15 protein-coding genes are annotated in these 18,914 nt (G+C 34.2%); 12 read left to right on the top strand and 3 right to left on the bottom strand.

The window, feature by feature from the left end:
- Nucleotide 1: 1 nt before the first annotated feature.
- The gene (locus DK442_RS18165) at nt 2–1,060 is read right to left on the bottom strand and encodes a sensor histidine kinase (RefSeq protein WP_160114253.1); all 1,059 of its coding nucleotides are present in this window, start codon (nt 1,058–1,060) and stop codon (nt 2–4) included.
- 227 nt (nt 1,061–1,287) lie between these two features.
- On the opposite strand from DK442_RS18165, the gene DK442_RS18155 reads away from it, so the two are divergent.
- The 3 genes from DK442_RS18155 (at nt 1,288) to DK442_RS18145 (ending at nt 4,130) form a co-directional block, all read left to right on the top strand.
- The gene (locus DK442_RS18155) at nt 1,288–2,187 is read left to right on the top strand and encodes a DUF5050 domain-containing protein (protein ID WP_160114252.1); all 900 of its coding nucleotides are present in this window, start codon (nt 1,288–1,290) and stop codon (nt 2,185–2,187) included.
- Complete coding sequence (locus tag DK442_RS18150; protein ID WP_109437317.1) at nt 2,184–3,080, top strand: PD40 domain-containing protein; 897 nt, start codon at nt 2,184–2,186, stop codon at nt 3,078–3,080. Before DK442_RS18155 ends, DK442_RS18150 begins: the two co-directional genes overlap by 4 nt.
- 195 nt (nt 3,081–3,275) lie before the next feature.
- The gene (locus DK442_RS18145; RefSeq protein WP_109437316.1) at nt 3,276–4,130 is read left to right on the top strand and encodes a LamG-like jellyroll fold domain-containing protein; all 855 of its coding nucleotides are present in this window, start codon (nt 3,276–3,278) and stop codon (nt 4,128–4,130) included.
- Nucleotides 4,131–4,223: 93 nt separating this feature from the next.
- Here DK442_RS18145 and DK442_RS18140 read toward each other — a convergent pair whose 3' ends face one another.
- Nucleotides 4,224–4,922, bottom strand: coding sequence for a LytTR family DNA-binding domain-containing protein (locus DK442_RS18140; protein WP_109437315.1), 699 nt, complete (start codon nt 4,920–4,922; stop codon nt 4,224–4,226).
- Nucleotides 4,923–4,926: 4 nt separating this feature from the next.
- Nucleotides 4,927–6,615 carry a histidine kinase gene (locus DK442_RS18135; RefSeq protein WP_109437314.1) on the bottom strand — a complete coding sequence of 563 codons (1,689 nt, stop codon included), beginning with the start codon at nt 6,613–6,615 and terminating at the stop codon, nt 4,927–4,929.
- Between the two features lie 250 nt (nt 6,616–6,865).
- On the opposite strand from DK442_RS18135, the gene DK442_RS18130 reads away from it, so the two are divergent.
- The 9 genes from DK442_RS18130 to DK442_RS18090 all read left to right on the top strand — a co-directional run bounded on the left by DK442_RS18130 (nt 6,866) and on the right by DK442_RS18090 (nt 18,772).
- Nucleotides 6,866–7,783: a DUF5050 domain-containing protein gene (locus tag DK442_RS18130; protein ID WP_109437313.1), complete on the top strand. Its 918-nt coding sequence runs from the start codon at nt 6,866–6,868 to the stop codon at nt 7,781–7,783.
- An 8-nt stretch (nt 7,784–7,791) separates the two neighbouring features.
- Complete coding sequence (locus DK442_RS18125) at nt 7,792–8,982, top strand: serine hydrolase (RefSeq protein ID WP_109437312.1); 1,191 nt, start codon at nt 7,792–7,794, stop codon at nt 8,980–8,982.
- Nucleotides 8,983–9,019: 37 nt separating this feature from the next.
- Nucleotides 9,020–10,840, top strand: a complete 1,821-nt coding sequence (locus tag DK442_RS18120; protein WP_109437311.1) for a serine hydrolase — start codon at nt 9,020–9,022, stop codon at nt 10,838–10,840.
- Between the two features lie 191 nt (nt 10,841–11,031).
- The gene (locus DK442_RS18115; protein WP_109437310.1) at nt 11,032–12,864 is read left to right on the top strand and encodes a serine hydrolase; all 1,833 of its coding nucleotides are present in this window, start codon (nt 11,032–11,034) and stop codon (nt 12,862–12,864) included.
- A gap of 142 nt (nt 12,865–13,006) precedes the next feature.
- On the top strand, nt 13,007–13,936 hold the full coding sequence (locus DK442_RS18110) for a PD40 domain-containing protein (RefSeq protein ID WP_109437845.1): 930 nt from the start codon (nt 13,007–13,009) through the stop codon (nt 13,934–13,936).
- 31 nt (nt 13,937–13,967) lie between these two features.
- Nucleotides 13,968–14,873 (top strand): PD40 domain-containing protein, encoded by a 906-nt coding sequence (locus DK442_RS18105; RefSeq protein ID WP_109437844.1) that lies wholly within the window; start codon nt 13,968–13,970, stop codon nt 14,871–14,873.
- A gap of 31 nt (nt 14,874–14,904) precedes the next feature.
- On the top strand, nt 14,905–16,623 hold the full coding sequence (locus DK442_RS18100) for a PD40 domain-containing protein (protein WP_160114251.1): 1,719 nt from the start codon (nt 14,905–14,907) through the stop codon (nt 16,621–16,623).
- Between the two features lie 29 nt (nt 16,624–16,652).
- Nucleotides 16,653–17,513, top strand: coding sequence for a hypothetical protein (locus DK442_RS18095; RefSeq protein ID WP_109437308.1), 861 nt, complete (start codon nt 16,653–16,655; stop codon nt 17,511–17,513).
- Nucleotides 17,514–17,638: 125 nt separating this feature from the next.
- A complete protein-coding gene (locus tag DK442_RS18090) occupies nt 17,639–18,772 on the top strand; it encodes an alpha/beta hydrolase-fold protein (protein ID WP_109437307.1) in 1,134 nt (377 codons plus the stop codon).
- The last annotated feature ends 142 nt before the right edge of the window (nt 18,773–18,914 follow it).

Below are 18,914 nucleotides of genomic sequence, written 5' to 3'. Positions count from 1 at the left end.
ATTACTTTAAGTTAATGTTTAATATTATCTGAAAATCAATATCTGTTTTGGTACTTTTCAGATTATAATTATTCTTATAATTAAGTTCTAGTTGTCTTTGAGAATTGGAAAACCCAATTCCAGAATGTGATTCATTTTCTATATCGTTTTGTTTGTTCAGAGGTAAGGTATTAAAAACCTTAAAACAAAGTTGATCCTGGTTAGTTGTTAATTCAATTTTAATTACTGAATTATTGAGATTATTACTCGCGCCGTGTTTAAAAGCGTTTTCTACAAATGATATAAGGATCAAAGGAGCAATCATTACGTTAGGGGAATGAAGGTGGTGTGTGAAGTCCAATGTCAACTTATTGCCATAACGTAGTGATTCCAAATCGATGTAATCCTGTATGAAATCAATTTCTTTTTTTAACGGAACTTCAGCATCTTTACATTGATATAGCATATAATCTAACATGTCTGACAGTTTTAAAACGACTTCAGGTGCTTTTTCTGATCGTTCTAATGTTAGTGAATATAAATTATTTAACGTATTGAACAAAAAATGCGGGTTTGTTTGTGCTTTTAAAAATTTGAGCTCGGTATTCGCCTTTTCCTTTTGTAAAACTTCAAGTTGATGACGTTCTTCAAAACGGTCCTTAAATGCCTTAGTTGTAAACATTAAAAAAACGAATACATAAACGGATGGAAAATAAACAACAGCCAGGTGAAATGGTGCTGTTATGATTTCGAATAAACTTTTATATTCAAAATATTTAGGAGCAAAAATTTCGGTCAGATACATGTTCAAAAGCTTTGATAGTACTAAAAGTACATATACCGATATCAAAAAAGACACGCCAAACTTGAGGTATTTCTTTTTAAATAAAAGTTTAGGGACCTGATAATAGACTAAAAAATAACTCGCTAATAATTGGGCAGGTAAAAAACTTAAACCACTAATCACAGTTTTTTTAACACTTCCATCATTTAATGCAGCCAATATGGGTAAACTTATAAACAATAAAACCCAAAATATAAGGTGTGAAACAACTCTATTCTGAATGATCCAATCGATCAAGTTCTTTTTTTTGACCATAGTTCATAAATATATAAAATATGAATCTAGAATCTCTTCAAAAAAAGACGAATCTCAATCATCTCTTGCTCAATTTACACTTCTTACGGATGTATCAAATTTTCTGTTAATGATGAATATATATATGCTAGAAAATATCATTAGTCTACTTTTTAATTTTTCATTTATACTATTAGATAAGTTTGTGTATAAATATCAAAAATAAGAATATGAGATGTGTGAAAATCATATATACGTTATCCATTTTCCTTTTTGCCCAGATTACTTCTAGTCAGAGTAATGAAAAACCTGAATCAACGCAATATACAATTGCTTACTCCTCAAAAAAATCTGGTGATGGAGAAATTTATTTGACCAATAGTCAAGTTACATCAAAAATAAAAATTACCAATCGACCAGGGAATGATGGATATGCGGCGTGGTCACCTGATGGTAAACGTATAGCTTCTTATGCTTATCATGATGGAAGAAAAACATGGTCTATACATACAATGAATATTGATGGTACTCGTAGGAAGAGATTGACTTATGCTAAAAACAAATGGGATAGTTCTCCTGCCTGGTCTCCCGATGGAAAAAGGATTGCTTTTTCAAGAAGTTATAAAAATGATAAAGGGGTTTGGACAGAAGAAATTTGGATCATGAATTCAGATGGTAATAAACAAACCAAAATAAAATCATTAAATGGGGGAGGGCCTTACTTTACTCTAGATGGAAAGATTGTCTTTCATTCTCAAACAAATACTAGTGAAATTTGTATCGCAAACGCTGATGGTAGTGCTATGACTACATTAACTAATAATGACGCTGAAGATTGGCATCCCGAGGTTTCTCCAGATGGTAAGCAAATAGCATTTATGTCGAATAGAGATGAAAATCATGAAATTTACGTAATGAATATAGATGGTTCTCATCAGAAGCGATTAACCTTTAATGATGTTCGTGATTCTACACCCACTTGGTCTCCAGATGGTTCTCAAATACTATACACCTCACATGATAAAGAAGAAAACGCTCATATTTATATAATGAATAGCGATGGTTCTTCAGTAAAGAAATTTATACAGAATGCTGGTGGTCAGGCCTGGCTAAAAATTCGTAAACCATGAAAAAAACATATTCTATTCTAATACTTATATCAGTTATATTTTTAGATGGCTGTACTAAAAAACAACATTCAAAAGATCATGATTCATCAATTATAGAAAGACCTTATCTTGGTCAAAAACCACCGGGTTTAACACCTGAACCTTTTGCTCCAGGGATAGTTACCACAGCAGATTGGGAAGTCAGCGGTGTATTTACACCAGATATAAGGGAATTCTATTTTATTAGAGAAAGTAAGGAAACTAAAAAACAAGAACTTGTTGTTTTTCAATATCAAAATAATGAGTGGCAAGAATCGGTTGTATCACCAAGGGTTGGAACTCCCTTTATCGCTCCTGATGGTATGACCATGCATTTAGGAAGAAAATATAGGGAACGTACTGAGACTGGAGATTGGTCAGAGTTAAAGAAACTTGACCCATCTTTCGAAGAGATACAAATTATGCGTCTTACGGCATCATCAAAAGGTACTTATGTTTTTGATGAGATAGGCATGCCAAATGGAGATGGCGTTATTCGGTATTCGAGATTAATAGACGGGAAACGTGAAAAACCAAAACCATTTGGTAAAGAGATTAATACCGGCAGAATGAATGCTCACCCTTTTATTGCACCAGATGAATCTTATTTGATATGGGATGGTGAAAGAGATAGTGGATATGGTGATTCTGATATCTATATTAGCTTTAAACAGCAAGATGGTTCATGGGGTGCCGCTATTAACTTGGGAGACAAAGTCAATACTGAGGGTTGGGAAGCGGTTGCCTGTGTAACACCAGATGGTAAATACCTTTTCTTCAATAGAAATATGAATCCAGAGAACTATGATAATGTAGATATATTTTGGGTAGATGCTCAAATTATTGAAACACTGAGACCTAAACATGAGTTATAATAATTGCTCAAGTAGAATATGTAAACTTAAAGTCTTTGCTTTTTTACCCTTAGTAGTTATAAATATAACCCTGTAGCTGAAATTATTTCAGTTACAATTTTATTTATATCAACTTCAAAACGATTTAAATCTAATTCTTCATCATAATTTTGTAGCAACTGAAATCAAATAAATAGGGTTTAAAAGCTAAAAACTATGAAAACAACTGTGCTTTTATCAATATCTACAGTATTCTTTTTTCTCATTACAAGTATTTCTTTTTCGCAAAACAAACAATTAAAAGATCATGTGCTTTTTTACAGTTCTTTTGACGGAAAACTATCCGCAGATGTATCTGTTGGGGATGCAAAGATATATACAGCAGAAAATTATAATAAAACAGATAAAGCAAGACCTGGCTTACACAACACTAATGTGGTTTTAGCAAAGAATAGAGGTCTTACAGGTGATGCGCTTCATTTTAAAAAGAAAAATACAGCTGCTATTTATTATAACGGTTCTAAAAATTTAAATTATAGTCCAACATCTTGGAGTGGCTCCGTCTCGTTTTGGTTACAATTAGACCCTGAGGTAGATTTAGCTCCAGGGTATTGTGATCCAATTAACATCACTGATCATAAGTTCAATGATGCTGCTTTATGGGTAGATTTTACAGATGACAAACCAAGAGAATTTAGATTAGGTGTTATGGGTGATTTAGAAGTATGGAATCCAGAGAATAAAAATGACGAAACCAAGGTGAAAAAACGTACCGTTACGGTAAAACAACCTCCTTTTAAAAGCGGAAAATGGACACACATTGTCATCACATATTCTGAAGTGAATACAAATAAATCTACGTGCAAATTATACCTAGACGGTCAACTCAAAGGTGTTATAAAAGATGTAAATGACCCTTTTACCTGGGAAGAAGAAAAGGCAAAAATCATGCTAGGCTTAGGTTATATTGGCATGATGGATGAACTTACTGTTTTTGATAAGCCATTAGATCTTAAAGAAGTAAAATTTGTTTTCGAACTAAAAAATAGTATAAAAACGTTATTCAAATAATAGAAGGTGTATGAAATAAGCATTAACTATTTTATAATTTTCCAAAAATAACATTATAGAGAAAACCTTTTTAGGAGTATCATCAAAGATATCTTAAAGCCATTTTGCTTTTATGTCTTTATATTTAGTTCTTCCGATAGGGATACGTTCACCATTTTTTAACTCAGCTATATATTTGCTTCCCGACTCTACAATAATTTCCTTTATCTCAGACATTTTTACTAAATATGACTTGTGGATTCGTTCAAAAGAGTAGGATAACAGCTGTTCTAGCTTTTCGAGTGATTTATCATGTAATTCTTTTTTTTCTTCAGTTAAAAAGAGTTCAGTATAGGGGCCAGCTCCTTTTACATAAAGTAAATCTTCAATGGGTATTAGCTGTATCCTGTGTCTTTTTTTTACAGCTAAAAATTTAACCTCATTTGTTTCTATTTTTTCTTTTGTGATGGCTTTATTTAAGGCTTGTTCCAACCGTTCTCTGTTAAAAGGTTTAGATACAAAATCTAAAACCCCATATTCAAAAGCTGTAATTGCCTGGTCTTTGTATGCAGAAATAATTATAGTATGAAACGATCCAGAAACCGCGGTAGTTAGCAGATCAAAACCATTATGTCCGTTAAGGTTCAAATCTAATAGAACAAGATCCAATGTATTATTTTCAATAAACTGCAAGGCTCTATGAAGTGTGCTTATATGCGTTAGCGATTGTAAAGTATTCCCAAAAATAGAACGAGTCATTCGTTCGATTCTCTTGGCGATTCTTGATTCATCTTCAACGATTAAAATGTTCATCTCCTTAGGAATATATTTTTATGGTGTTTTTCCAACCATGATTTGTTGGTACAGAAGTTAAGTCCCATTGTTCTTGATAACTTTCTGTTAACCGAGCTTTTATGTATTTAAGACCTGTACCTTCTTTTCTATTATTTATTTCTTGTTTCTCATTCTCATTAGCTGCAAACGTTAAAAATGTGTAACATATATAATCATTATTCGACTCAAAAACAAGCTTAAATTTAATACTATTATCATCCAGAGGTAAGCTATGCGTAATTCCATTTTCTAATAGTGTGTGAAGAATTCCTGGAGGTATTTTTTGCGCGATATCTATACCTTCTTCTTCCCAAGAATAGTTGATTTCTTTTCTGTACTTCATAATTTCAAGATGTGTACGACAAAGTTCTATTTCCTGAGCAATAGGGATCAATGTTTGATTTTCAATTTGATTAAAGAGATCAAATTCTTTGGCTAAGGCTTCTATAAACAAAACTCCTTTCTTAGGTGCCTCTTCTATCCAATCTATTAGTGAAGTCAAGGTATTCATTAGAAAATGAGGTTGAATATTTTTTTTGAGTAATTCCAGACGCAAACGTGTAGATTGAACCAGAGAAGTTTCATACGCAAGCCGTTGTTCTTTAATCCTGTGAGAAAGTAAATAAAACATTCCAAGAAGAATAAGACTAAAACCTACAAAAAGGCCTATGTTAAAGGAAGTAACAAAATTTATCAGCAAGGATAGTAACAATGACATTACTACAAGACTAGCCCCCTTTTTTCTTTTATAAACGGCATAAACCACAATCACAAAAGAAAACACCCACATGCTTATAGCCATGTTACGGGTAGTAAAATCAAGGAAATTATGTTTGATAAAAAAAATAAAAAATAGAACTCCTGCATAAACAAGCAAGGAAAATTTTCGTTTGGGATAAGGAAATTGCATAGAGAAATAGAGTGGAATCAAAAAAGAGATACCAAACATCAGAGCAGCCTTGGTCTCTAAGCGTATATGATGATATGCATAATGGATAGGAACATAGGTTGTAATGAATTCTGCAAGATTTAAGACAAAAAAGAGAAAGCAACTAATACTAAAAATAAGCATGGGGTACTCTTTTTTATTACTTAGGAATAAGAAAAGAAAGTAGATCGAAGCGATTAGAAATGCACCCGCAAAAATGTGCATGTAAGAAGTCTCGATGAGTCTCTCGGTTAATAAATCATCATAGTTAGCTATATCTACACTCATACCCACATGATCCGGGAAATAATAGATACTTGACCGTATGGCTAACATATGTTTACCCACTTCAGTCAAATGAGAAGGAATGATAAATGTAGTCAACATTTCACCTTCTGGACCAAGTGCTTCCTCTTGTCCGGGATTTCCATTTTTTCCAATCATAACCCCATCCCAAAAGACTTCATACTCCCCATAAATATAAGGGCGAATTGCGTACGGATGCAACGGCTTTGATACTTTTAGAATATCAATGGGAGTTCGGGTCCAATACACCTCACCAGACTCTAATACCGCCTTTCTTTCATCCCAGTCCTCATCGTTCCAGTCTTTAGCTGCCCATTCTGGTCGATCACCTATTCGAGATAGGGTTTGGTGTTCTATAAATACCGGGGGTTGAGAACAAGAAGTTACAAGTAGTACCAAGCATATTAAAAGGAAATTGGGCAAAGATTTCAAGTTCATTTTTAATGCAGTTTTACAAATGCAAGCTAACCATTATGTAATTGTTTTTAGAGTTGTTCATTAGGGTATAGAGCAGTTGGTAAAATTTAAATTGTATACTCGAGAGAAAAAAACATCTTTTGCAAGGTACAAAATATCAAAAAAATACAATTAAGGGTATAATAACCGATTACGAATCGCTTTGAGTATTCATGTTTGTAAAAAATGAGACAACCAGAAGGAACACTTTAAATATATAAAGGAAAAGAATATGAAAGTTACAAATTTGAAACAAGTAAGAGAGTTATACATTATAATCTTCTTATTACTTGGTTTTATTGCTTCATGTCAAAAAAGTGACAAATCTAAATTAACATTCTATACAATTGCCTATAGTTCAGTAAAAACAGGGAACATAGAAATTTATTCAGGTAGCGTAAAAGGTAAATCAACTATTAAAAGTACAAATGAGAACGGTGGTTATGTAGCTTGGTCTCCTGACGGAAAGCAATTTGCATTTTATGGTAAATACGATGACAAAAAAACCTGGTCTATTCATACTATGAATATTGATGGTACGAATAGAAAACGAATGACACATGCAAAAAATAAATGGGATAATGCACCTGATTGGTCTCCAGATGGAAAAAAAATTGTTTTTGCTAGAGAGTACAAAGATTCTGAAGGAGTTTGGCATCCAGAAATTTGGATTATGAATTCAGATGGTAGCAAACAGACCCAGATAAAGTCCCTAAAAGGAAGTAACCCTTATTTTACTCCAGATGGTAGAATTGTCTTTTCTCGAGAATTCGAAGACAAGAGCAGTGCAATAAGTATAGCTGATATTGATGGAAAAAACATCATTCAGTTGACACATAATAATGCTAAAGAATGGCATCCTGAGGTTTCTCCTGATGGCGATCAAATTGCCTTTATGTCTAATAGAGATGGAAATTTTGAAGTTTATGTAATGAACATAGATGGCTCCAATCAAAAAAGATTAACATATAATGATGTTGATGACTGGTACCCATCCTGGTCGCCAGATGGTTCTCAACTAATTTTTTCAACTGCTACCGGTGAAGGAAGAGAAGATAGAACTATTTATATCATGAACAAGGATGGTTCTTCTATAAGAAAAATTATAGCCCATGGTTCACAAGCTGCATGGTTAAAAACAATTAAATAATAAAAGTCATGATAAACAAAGCTGGATTACTACTTTTAATTTTTCTTATACTAGCAAATAGTAGCTTTTCCCAACGAAGTGATAATAACCCACCAGAGGCTACAGTTGCCGAAGCCAAGCTTTCATTCAAAGATATTCCTTACCTTAAAAAAGCCTTTATCACAACCACACCAACCCATAGGAAAGACGGTATCCCCGTTGGCAAATTGGGTGTCAACGGAGGTAATAAAGAAGTTATTCTTAAGTTAGCACAGGAGATCGCCGACAACAAATATGGCAATTTTGATAGTTTTCTTATTGCCCACAAAAAGAAGCTGATTTTTGAATCCTATTATTTACGTGGACGTATCAATCTACCACATCCACAAGCATCAGCAACTAAAACCTACACCAGCTTGGCACTAGGTCGTGCTATCCAGTTGGGGTATTTGACCATGGCCGATTTAGACAAACCATTGATAAGCTTTCTCAAAGACTTAGATTCATCAAAATTTGTTAAAGGTGTAGAGAAGATAACACTACATCAGGCTTTGACGATGCGATCTGGTATCGATATCAATAAAGATAAAAGGAAAGAACTTGAGGAAAATTCAGACCTTATAAAAGGCCAGAAACATGTTCAGGTTTTTCTTGAACACACTGCACCTATTACTTCAGATTCTCAGATTTTTAAATATAAAGACGACCCAAGGTTAGTCATGCAAGTCATCGATGCAGTTGTACCTGGATCTGCCAAAGATTTTATCAAAAACGAACTCCTCAATAAAATGAATATCACAAATTATCATTGGCTAACTGATGTAAGCGGCCTGCCAAGATCGGGAAGTGGCTCTAGCATGACATCGCGCGAAATGGTCAAGTGGGGCATATTAACTGCAAACAAAGGCAAATGGCATGGCGAACAACTGATACCAGAAGCTTTTATTGCAAGATCTACTAGTAAAATTGTCGATCAAAGTGAAGAATATGACGACATTCCTAGTGGTGTTTCTGGTACGGCTTATGGCTATTTCTGGTGGCAAGCCGATATGCTCATAGGAAATAAAAACTACTTGAGCAAAGCGGCAAGGGGTGGTAGCGGGCAAACTATCATTGTCATTGATGAGCTTGATCTTGTTGTTGTGACCACTACCCATAGAAATGTTGATGATCCTGTATCTGTAACAGCAACAAGGGTTTTACCTGCTTTTATTAAGTAATAGTGAGAGGAGCATCAATCAATATAAAAACCTAAATATGAAAAATATTACCTCAGTGTTTTTGATCATAATTCTTTTTTCATGCACAGAAGAATCAAATACTGATACTACCATTGATTTAATTAAAAAGGTAGAAACCAGTCTCACAACTCGGGTACACATAGAAGGCGATTTTACATGGTCTATAGAAGAACGAATGAAACACTATGGAATTCCAGGTGTTAGTATTGCTGTCATCAATAATGGTAAAATTGCATGGGCAAAAGGATACGGTGTAATGGATACCAAAAGTAAAGTTCCTGTGACTGATAAAACACTTTTCCAAGTATCAACGATTGGTATGTCTTTAACCGCATATGGTGCATTACGTCTTGTAGACCAAAATAAAGTGACTTTAAGTGAAGACATTAACAGTTATTTAAAATCCTGGAAATTGCCTGATAGTGAATTTACCAAAGAAGAGAAAGTCACCATAAAAAATCTTTTGAGTCATTCTGCCGGAGTAAACGTGCACGATTTTCAGGGGTATAGTACAGATGTACCTGTACCTACGCTTATAGAGATATTAAATGGAACTCACCCAGCCAATTCAAATCCAATCATCGTAGATAAAGTACCTAATGAAAATCTTTGGATTTCAGCTGGTGGCTATACGATTATTCAACAAATGATGATGGATGTTCAAGGTAAAAAATTCCCAGAACTAATGAATGAATTAGTGCTTCATCCTTTAGAAATGAACAACAGTAGGTTTAATCAATCTCTTAGCACAGAGCAATTAAAGGTAGCAGCAACAGGTTATTTACGAGACGGTTCGATGGTAAAAGGTAAAAGGCATATCTATCCGGAATTGGCTTCAAACGGATTATGGACAACTGCAGAGGATCTTGCAAAATTTGTAATCAACATACAGCAAATCCTAAAAGATAATAATCATAATAAAGGATTATCAAAAGATATGACGGAATTAATGCTTACACCATCTTCAAAAAATCGTTATGGACAATATGGACTAGGCTTTTCAATTTATAATAAGAAAGATGAAGTCTATTTTGAACACCACGGATGGAGTACAGGATTTTATAGTAGAATGACAGCTCATAGGGACAAAGGCTATGGTGTGGTTGTGTTGACCAATACTCCTCTTCCAGCTTTTGTTTTTGAAGTATTTCGTTCTGTTGCTCTTGCTTATGAATGGGATAATTATTTTCCTGTACATAAAAAAATGGAAATTGAACAATCTTTAGTTGATAAAATTACTGGTAGATATCTGGCCAATGGTAGAATTGTAGAAGTTTTTCAAAAAGACAATCAACTGTTATATAAAAATATACTAGACCTAAAAGCGGAAGAACTCATCAAAGTCTCAGATAGTAGTTTTGTTAGAAGAAATGCTAGTCGACTTATGCAATTCAAACCAAATTCTGAAAATGAAACGCTCAATTTACTTTATGTTAATAGTAATGATGGAACAACAGTTTCAACTTTTGTTAAGATGGATGTTGATAAAAAAGAACCTGTAGAATTCCTTCTTGAAGGTGACTTTGACAAAACACTTAATGCATATATAGCCTTAAAAGAACATGACCCTATTCATCCTACAGTCACCGAAGATTACTTAAATGATCTTGGTTATCGTTTTTTTCGTGAGGATAGAATGAAATTATCACAAGATGTTTTCAAAGTGAATATGATGCTCTACCCTGATAGTTTCAAAGTATACGAAAGTTATGCAGAAGCCTGTGTGAAAATTGGAGAAATTGATCTGGCAATTAAAAATTATACGAAATCACTTGAATTAAACCCTCAAAATAACCGTACAGAGCATACGCTTAAGGAATTACAAAAAAGTCAATAAGATGAACGTCCATCAAACTTAATACTGGTTTATGGATGATAATCTGCATGGTAAAAAATAACTAAATAAACAGTAATTATAGTGAAAATGTGAATTGGGCATTTTGAAACATACCTGCAAAAATTAAAAATTATTCATTTTGGTAACTGATTTAGTTGAATCATTACCAAACATTTTAAAAAACTTAAACAATGAAAAATATTATCTCAGTCCTCTTCATTATTATTCTTTTTCAATCATGTACGAAAGAATCAAATACTGATACTACCATTGATTTAGTTAAAAAGGTAGAAACAGGTCTTACAACTCGGGTACATATAGAAGGCGATTCAACATGGTCTATAGAAGAACGTATGAAACATTACGGAATTCCAGGTGTGAGTATTGCAGTCATATATAATGGTGAAATTGCTTGGTCAAAAGGCTATGGTGTAACTGATAAAGAAAGTAACACTCCTGTAACAAAACAAACTCTTTTCCAGGCAGCAGCAACTAGTATGCCTGTAACAGCCTATGGTGCATTACGTCTTGTAGAAGAAAATAAATTAGACTTAGATGAAGATGTTAACAGTTATTTAAAATCCTGGAAAATACCAGAAAATAAATTTACCAAAGACAAGAAAGTTACTATCAAAAATCTTTTGAATCACTCTGCCGGAATATATCCTCGTGGAACAGGACGATATAGTATTGATGAAAAAATTCCAACACTTGTAGAGATCTTAAACGGAACTTCTCCAGCTAAAAACGAGCCAGTCACTACAAATAAAGAACCTGAAGAAAGTGTTCGTTTTGCGTATACCAGCTATGTGCCTATTCAGCAATTGATGCTGGATGTGGAGGGGAAAACATTCCCAGAAATCATGGATAAACTCGTATTACAACCTTTAGAAATGAACAATAGTACGTTTAATCAATCGCTAACAATAGCACAATTAGCAAAGGCGGCTACAGGGTATTTAAAAAATGGTTCTATGGTAAAAGGAAGGAGAAACATCTATCCTTCAATGGCTTCAAATGGATTATGGACAACTGCCGAGGACTATGCAAAATTTATAGCTAACGTACAGCAAACCCTAAACGATAAGCGTACTAAAGGATTATCAAAAGGTCTGACAGCATTAATGGGCACACCATATGGAGTGGGTAATAATCCTGGTTGGTCATTTACACTAGGCTTAGGTTTTCAGCTTTTTAATAGAAATGATGAAATCTACTTAAGGCATCACGGATGGAATAGAGGTTTTTATGCTGAGATTATGGCTCATAGGGACAAAGGTTATGGTGTGGTTGTGATGACCAATTCTACGTTTCCAGCTTTTAATGCTGAAGTGATTCGCGCTGTTGCTATGGCTTATGAGTGGGATAAGTTTGTTCCAATACATAAAAAAATAGAAGTTGAACAGTCTTTAGTCGATGAAATTACTGGTAGATATAACGCCAATGGTAGGATTGTTGAAGTTTTTCAAAAAGACAATCAACTGCTCTATAAAAATATACTTGACCTAGAAGCGGAAGAATTAGTCAAAGTCTCGGATAGTAGTTTTGTTAAAAGAAATTCTAGTCGACTTATCCAATTCAAGCCAGATTCTGAAAACCAAACACTCAATTTAATTTACCTGAATAGAAACGATGGAACAATAGCTTCAACTTTTGTTAAGATGGATACTGATAAAAAAGAACCTATAGAATTCCTTCTTGAAGGTGACTTTGACAAAGCACTTAATGCATATATGGTCTTAAAAGAACATGACTCAACCTATCTTACTGTAACTGAAGATTATTTAAATGATATAGGTTATGATTTTTTCCATGCAGATAGAATGAAATTATCACAAGATGTTTTCAAAGTAAATATCATGCTTTATCCTGATAGTTATAAAGTATACGATAGTTATGCAGAAGCCTGTATGAAAGCAGGAAAAATTGACCTGGCAATTTTAAATTACACGAAATCCCTTGAATTAAACCCCCAAAATAATGGTGCTAAACATAAACTTACGGAATTACAAAAAAGTAAATGAAACAAAATTGAATCTGAAATGATATATGGTAAAATGTTTAGTGATTAAAAATGCATCAAATATTAAAAATCATTCATTCTGGCAGTTGGAAAACATTCACATTTTATCTGAAAGACCGCAAAGCATTTTAAAAATTTATACAATGAGAAAAACGTATTCTATTTTGCTGCTTGTAGGGGCACTATTTTTAAATGCCTGCAATAGTAAAAAACAAGACTCTGAAGATAATGATTCATCAATTGTACAAAACCTTTATTTTGGCCAAAAACCGCCAGGTTTAACTCCAGAAATTTTTGCTCCTGGAATTATTTCACTTAATGGAAGATATGAACATGGTATTTCGTTTTCTCCTGATTTAGAAGAATTATATTTTGGAGCTAATTATGAAGACCAAGATCCAAGTATATATTTCTCAAAACTCGAAGACAAAAAATGGACAAGTCCTAAAAAAGTAAATTTTACAAAAGGCAAAAAAGTGGGTGAAATGCATCCATTTGTGAGTCCTAATGGTACAATGATTCATTTTGCAGCTCATGATTCATTTACATCTCCTCACCATGAATCTTCAGTTAAAACTTGGTATGTAAAGCGTTCCGAGAATTCCTGGAGTGATGCCAGAGAACTTGACTCCCCTATAAATAATGATTTAGTTTTTTATTCGAATGAAGCGAAAAACGGAGATATTTTTTATACAAATTTGTCAAAACGAAAAATGTATTATGCACCTAAAATAAATGATAAATTCCCCAAAGTACACGAAGTTGGAATTGAATTTGGTTTTCACGGTTTTATTTCCCCATCTCAAGATTATTTAGTGGTAAATGGGCAAAACAGAGAAGATGATCAAAGAAAAGACAGTGAAATCTATGTCTATTTTAAGAAGAAAGATGGAACCTGGTCAAAACCAATGAATCTTGGGAATACCGTAAATTCTGATTTCGATGAAACATGCCCAAGTATAACTCCTGATGGTAACTATTTATTCTTTGGGAGATATAACGAAGAAGGTGGATTATCAAATTTTTATTGGGTAGATAGCGAGGTTATTGAGAATCTTAGGCCCAAAGAATGATCCATAATAAAAAGAAGAAAACATGAAAACAATGAAATTATTACTATTGATATTAACTATATCGCTTCATACTGCCTTTGCTCAAGAAAATATCGAAAACGATCCTAGTTTTCTACTCTTAGAGGGACCTTATTTTGGCCAAAAACCACCAGGTTTAACTCCAGAAATTTTTGCTCCAGGTATTGTTTCAATTAATGGAAGGTTTGAAGGGACCGTTTCGTTTTCTTCGGAGTTGACTGAAATGTATTTTGCAGCTGATAATGACGACGACGAAACATCTATCTATTTCTCAAAACTCGAAGACAAAAATTGGGCTCCAATAAAAAGAGCAAATTTTACTAAAGGGAAAAAAAATGAAGAAATGCATCCATTCGTTAGTCCTGATGGCAAAAGGATCTATTTCACAGCTTTAGACTCTGTTTTTAAGGATGAGAAAATTTGGTATGTAAACCGTTTAGGAGATTTCTGGAGTGATGCAATTCTGCTTGATTCTCCTATAAATGACGATCTGGTGTTTTTTCCTAATCAGGCTAAAAACGGTGATCTTTATTATTTCAATCTATCAAAACTCAAAACATATTATGCACCTAATAAAAATGGTGAGTTTCCTGAAATCCATGAAGTTGCATTGGAATTTGGTCATCATGCTTTCATTTCGCCATCTCAAGATTACTTGATAGTAACCGCACAGAAAGATGAAGAAGGAAGAAAGGATAATGATATGTATGTCTATTTTAAAAAGAAAAACGGAACGTGGACAAAACCCATAAATCTTGGGAATACCATAAACACTAGTTTTAATGAAAAAGGGCCAAGAATCACTCCAGATGGTAAGTATTTGTTTTTTGGTAGGGATGAACGAGATATAGAACCTGGACTGGCAAACATTTATTGGGTGAGCACAGAAGTTATTGAGAATCTTAGCCCCAAAGAATGATCCATAATAAAAAGAAGGAAACATGAAAACAATGAAATTACTACTATTGATATATGCTATATCGCTTCATATTGTCTTTGCTCAAGAAAATATGGAAAGTGAACCTAGTTTTCCACTCTTGGAGGGACCTTATCTTGGGCAAAAACCACCTGGTTTAACACCTGAAGTATTCGCTCCTGGAATTGTTTCGACAGAGCATCGCGACCTAAGTGCTTTCTTCACACCTGACATGAAAGAATTTTATTTTACCAGAAAAGACGTCAAAACGGAAAACTGGTCCTTAGTTGTTTATAAATTAGAAGACAATCAATGGCAAAAATCTGTGGTAGGCCCCAGAGTAGGTCGACCCATCATTGCTCCGAATGGTAAGATCATGCACTTGGGTAGCAAATATATGGAACGTACCGAGACTGGTTGGTCAGAGGTGAAAAGTCTTGGCCCCATGTTTGACAGAGAAGATTGGGGTATTATGCGCTTATCGGCATCCACCAAGGGTACCTATGTTTTTGATGATTATAAAAGCAACGATGTAATCCGCATATCAACGCTCAAGGACTGTAAGCGTGAAGAACCCAAACTTCTCGGTAAGGAGATTAACACAGGTAAATGGACCGCTCATCCCTTCATTGCACCAGATGAGTCCTATTTAATCTGGGATAGTGAAAAAGACAATGGATATGGTGATTCTGATCTGTATATCAGTTTTCGACAGCAAGACGGTTCATGGGGAACTGCTATTAATATGGGAGATAAAATAAATACCGATTCCTGGGAATCCGGAGGATATGTAACACCAGACAGAAAATATTTTTTCTTTAATAGGGGAGACAGAGATGGGGATATATTTTGGGTAGATGCTCAGATTATTGAGAATCTCAGACCTAATAACAATGAAAGGTCGAACCTCGCTTTACTAAGCCCTCAAATCCCCTCTGATACCCCTTTGGTATTTGGAGAAGGTATTATCACGGTTGACTCCCTTCTTCAAGGCACAATCACTTTTAATCAGGAAATGACAGAATTATTTTTCGCACGCAGAAAACAAGAAGGAAGTCATAACATCTATACTTCAAAATTAGTTGATGGTAAGTGGTCAGAACCCAGACCAGCATTTTTTTCAACCAACGAAGAAATTTTAGATTTCCATCCTCACATTAACCCAAAAGGAGACCGACTCTATTTTGGAAGCACAAGACCACTTAACGAAACTACAGAATCTCCAACATTACGTCAATGGTACATAGAAAAAAATGCCGACGGTTGGGGACAACCCATCCCAATGAAAGAACCATTTGAAGGCAGGTTTATCATGCGCAGCACGGCTGCAAATAATGGAAATCTTTATTTCACTTCCCGGGAGAATATAGATAAGCCTGAGAATGAAGGTATTTATGTCGCAATCAATCAGGAAGGTAAATATGTACATGTTGAAAGATTGAGTGATGAAATAAACAGTATTGGTAAATGGACCGCTCACCCATATATTTCACCGGATGAAAGCTATATTATATATGATAGTGAAAGTGACTCTGGTTTTGGGGCTTGTGACCTATACATCAGCTTCAATAAAAATGGTACTTGGACTGAAGCTCAAAACCTGGGGTCCGAAATAAATACAGAATTGTGCGAAGGTGGCCCTACCGTTTCTCCCGATGGCAAGTTTTTAATTTTTGGTAGATATGACGAAGCAACAGGTCTATCAAAAAAGTTTTGGGTGAGCACAGCAATTATTGATACACTCAGGCCTTAATAACAACTTATATAATAATAGGAAGAAAGATGAAAATAACGAAATTATTAGTATTAATATGGGCAATATCCCTAAACCCTGTCTGCGCTCAACAGAATAATGTAAGCAACCCTGATTTTCCAGCCTTAGAAAATCGCTATCTTGGCCAAAAGTCACCAGGTATAATACCCGAACTTTTTGCACCTGATATTATCCGAACTGAGTTTAGAGAAGGCGCTTATGCTTTTACTCCTGATTTAAAGGAATTCTATTTTCGTAGAAGAGGTGGAGTCTATAAAAATAATACATTAGTTGTCATTCAATACAAGAACAACGAATGGACTGAATCTATTGTAGAGCCTGGAGGAGGTGAACCATTTATTTCTTCTAATGGTACCATTATGCATCTAGGAAGAAAATATAAAGAACGTACTAAATCTGGTTGGTCTGAAACAAAAAAACTTGGAGCTCCTTTTCAAGATATCCCTATTATGCGCTTTACTACTTCTGATAAAGGAACTGCTTACTTTGATGAAGCAACCGAAACAGCCCCAATTCGTTATTCACGACTCATAGATGGTATATATCAAAAACCTAAAGTAGTAGATATTGACATGGGAAATTGGAATGCTCATCCTTTTATTGCACCAGATGAGTCCTATTTGATTTGGGATGATAAAAAAGAAGGCGGATTTGGGGATAGCGATTTATATATTAGTTTCAGACAGCAAGATGGTTCTTGGGGAACTGCCATCAATCTAGGAGATCAGATAAACACAAAATATGAAGATGCCTATGGCACTATAACACCAGATGGAAAGTACTTTTTCTTTGTTCGATCATATGGTGGTGATAAAGCAGATATCTATTGGGTAGATACTAAAATTATTGAAACACTTAGACCTCAGTAACATACCAAGTTAAAATATTAACATTACAAAATAGTTAAGATAAAAACTAAGGCATTTTATACGCCTTTGCGAATACATATTCCAAAGCAATGATAAACCCTGCAATAAATACTCTAAATTAAAAAATGAAAATTCTCAAAAATCACGTCCATATAATTTATACACTCATTCTTTTTGTATTCTTGCTTTCTCAATTAAGTAATGCTCAAGTAATTTCAAAAGAACCAGAAGATTTGTTTATAGTTGGTACCGAATCTATTCGTTTTCGATCTGAAATTAACAATAGTGATTATACATTACATATTAATCTTCCTGAAAACTATATTAATGATCCAACAAAAACATATCCTGTATTTTATGCACTGGACGGCTACCGCATATTTGGCATTACTACACACATTTATAAAGGTATTTGGGATGATGGTTTCGCCCCCGAAATAATTATCGTTGGAATTACTAATAGTGGATCAAAGACAAGCCCAACCTTACATAGAACAAGAGATTTAACCCCTACAGCGATAGAGAGAATAAGTACTTCTGGTGGAGCATCAACATTTTTAAAGGTATTGAGTGATGAAATTATCCCGCTAATAGATCGTAATTATAGATCAGACAAAACAAATCGAACGTTGGCAGGAACTTCATTTGCTGGATTATTTACTCATTATACACTGTTTACACAACCTTCCTTATTTATTAATTATATTATTAATAACCCTACTTTATGGTGGGATGATGACTATCCATACCAATTGGAAGAAACGTTTTATCAAAAAAATAAAAGTCTACACGCCAACGTAATATTTTTAAACAGTGAATATAATGATATGCCAAAGGCGATTAAGATGTTTGATCAAATAAAAAGGCATAACTATAATCATTTAACTTTAGATTTCCGAATGATTGAAAATATGGGGCATTTGGGAGGAGAAGCAGAGGCTATGAATCAAGGCATGAGGTTTGCTTATAAGCGACCTGCTATTAAAGTACCAGAAAAAGTATTAAAACAATATTGCGGCACCTATCAAGATGGGGCTTATGTTCGTGAGATCATCATTAGAGATGGAGAATTGACCTTAATTCGTACAGGAGATGTCCAGGGAGCGAAAATTCAAGTGATTAACGAGACTGAATTTGCGATTTTAGGAAGGTATTTTGATTTTCATTTTAATAGAGATGAAAAGGGTAATGTGATTAGTTTCTCTAGCCAGTTTGATACTGATCCTTCAAGGACAAGAACAGTCATTAAAATCAAATAAGCAATTGCAAATAGATAAACTACTTATAAATTAAATAATAACATTGGTGCTATAGCAACCTTATCTTATCCTCTAAAAGAAAGCATCGATTGAAGCCCGTGTTAGGGATAGAACGGATACCCCACAGCGAAGCGAGGAGTAT

Source organism: Aquimarina sp. AU119 (assembly GCF_900312735.1).
In the GTDB taxonomy this organism is placed as follows: domain Bacteria; phylum Bacteroidota; class Bacteroidia; order Flavobacteriales; family Flavobacteriaceae; genus Aquimarina; species Aquimarina algiphila.
The sequence above is the reverse complement of the archived record's forward strand: the minus strand, read 5'-3'. Positions and strand labels throughout refer to the sequence as shown.

What these genes read in the sequence shown, in the direction of transcription:
- DK442_RS18155 (WP_160114252.1), top strand. Translation starts at nt 1,288, where the DNA reads ATGAGATGTGTGAAAATCATATATACGTTATCCATTTTCCTTTTTGCC.
- DK442_RS18150 (WP_109437317.1), top strand. Translation starts at nt 2,184, where the DNA reads ATGAAAAAAACATATTCTATTCTAATACTTATATCAGTTATATTTTTA.
- DK442_RS18145 (WP_109437316.1), top strand. Translation starts at nt 3,276, where the DNA reads ATGAAAACAACTGTGCTTTTATCAATATCTACAGTATTCTTTTTTCTC.
- DK442_RS18140 (WP_109437315.1), bottom strand. Translation starts at nt 4,922, where the DNA reads ATGAACATTTTAATCGTTGAAGATGAATCAAGAATCGCCAAGAGAATC.
- DK442_RS18135 (WP_109437314.1), bottom strand. Translation starts at nt 6,615, where the DNA reads ATGAACTTGAAATCTTTGCCCAATTTCCTTTTAATATGCTTGGTACTA.
- DK442_RS18130 (WP_109437313.1), top strand. Translation starts at nt 6,866, where the DNA reads ATGAAAGTTACAAATTTGAAACAAGTAAGAGAGTTATACATTATAATC.
- DK442_RS18125 (WP_109437312.1), top strand. Translation starts at nt 7,792, where the DNA reads ATGATAAACAAAGCTGGATTACTACTTTTAATTTTTCTTATACTAGCA.
- DK442_RS18120 (WP_109437311.1), top strand. Translation starts at nt 9,020, where the DNA reads ATGAAAAATATTACCTCAGTGTTTTTGATCATAATTCTTTTTTCATGC.
- DK442_RS18115 (WP_109437310.1), top strand. Translation starts at nt 11,032, where the DNA reads ATGAAAAATATTATCTCAGTCCTCTTCATTATTATTCTTTTTCAATCA.
- DK442_RS18110 (WP_109437845.1), top strand. Translation starts at nt 13,007, where the DNA reads ATGAGAAAAACGTATTCTATTTTGCTGCTTGTAGGGGCACTATTTTTA.
- DK442_RS18105 (WP_109437844.1), top strand. Translation starts at nt 13,968, where the DNA reads ATGAAATTATTACTATTGATATTAACTATATCGCTTCATACTGCCTTT.
- DK442_RS18100 (WP_160114251.1), top strand. Translation starts at nt 14,905, where the DNA reads ATGAAATTACTACTATTGATATATGCTATATCGCTTCATATTGTCTTT.
- DK442_RS18095 (WP_109437308.1), top strand. Translation starts at nt 16,653, where the DNA reads ATGAAAATAACGAAATTATTAGTATTAATATGGGCAATATCCCTAAAC.
- DK442_RS18090 (WP_109437307.1), top strand. Translation starts at nt 17,639, where the DNA reads ATGAAAATTCTCAAAAATCACGTCCATATAATTTATACACTCATTCTT.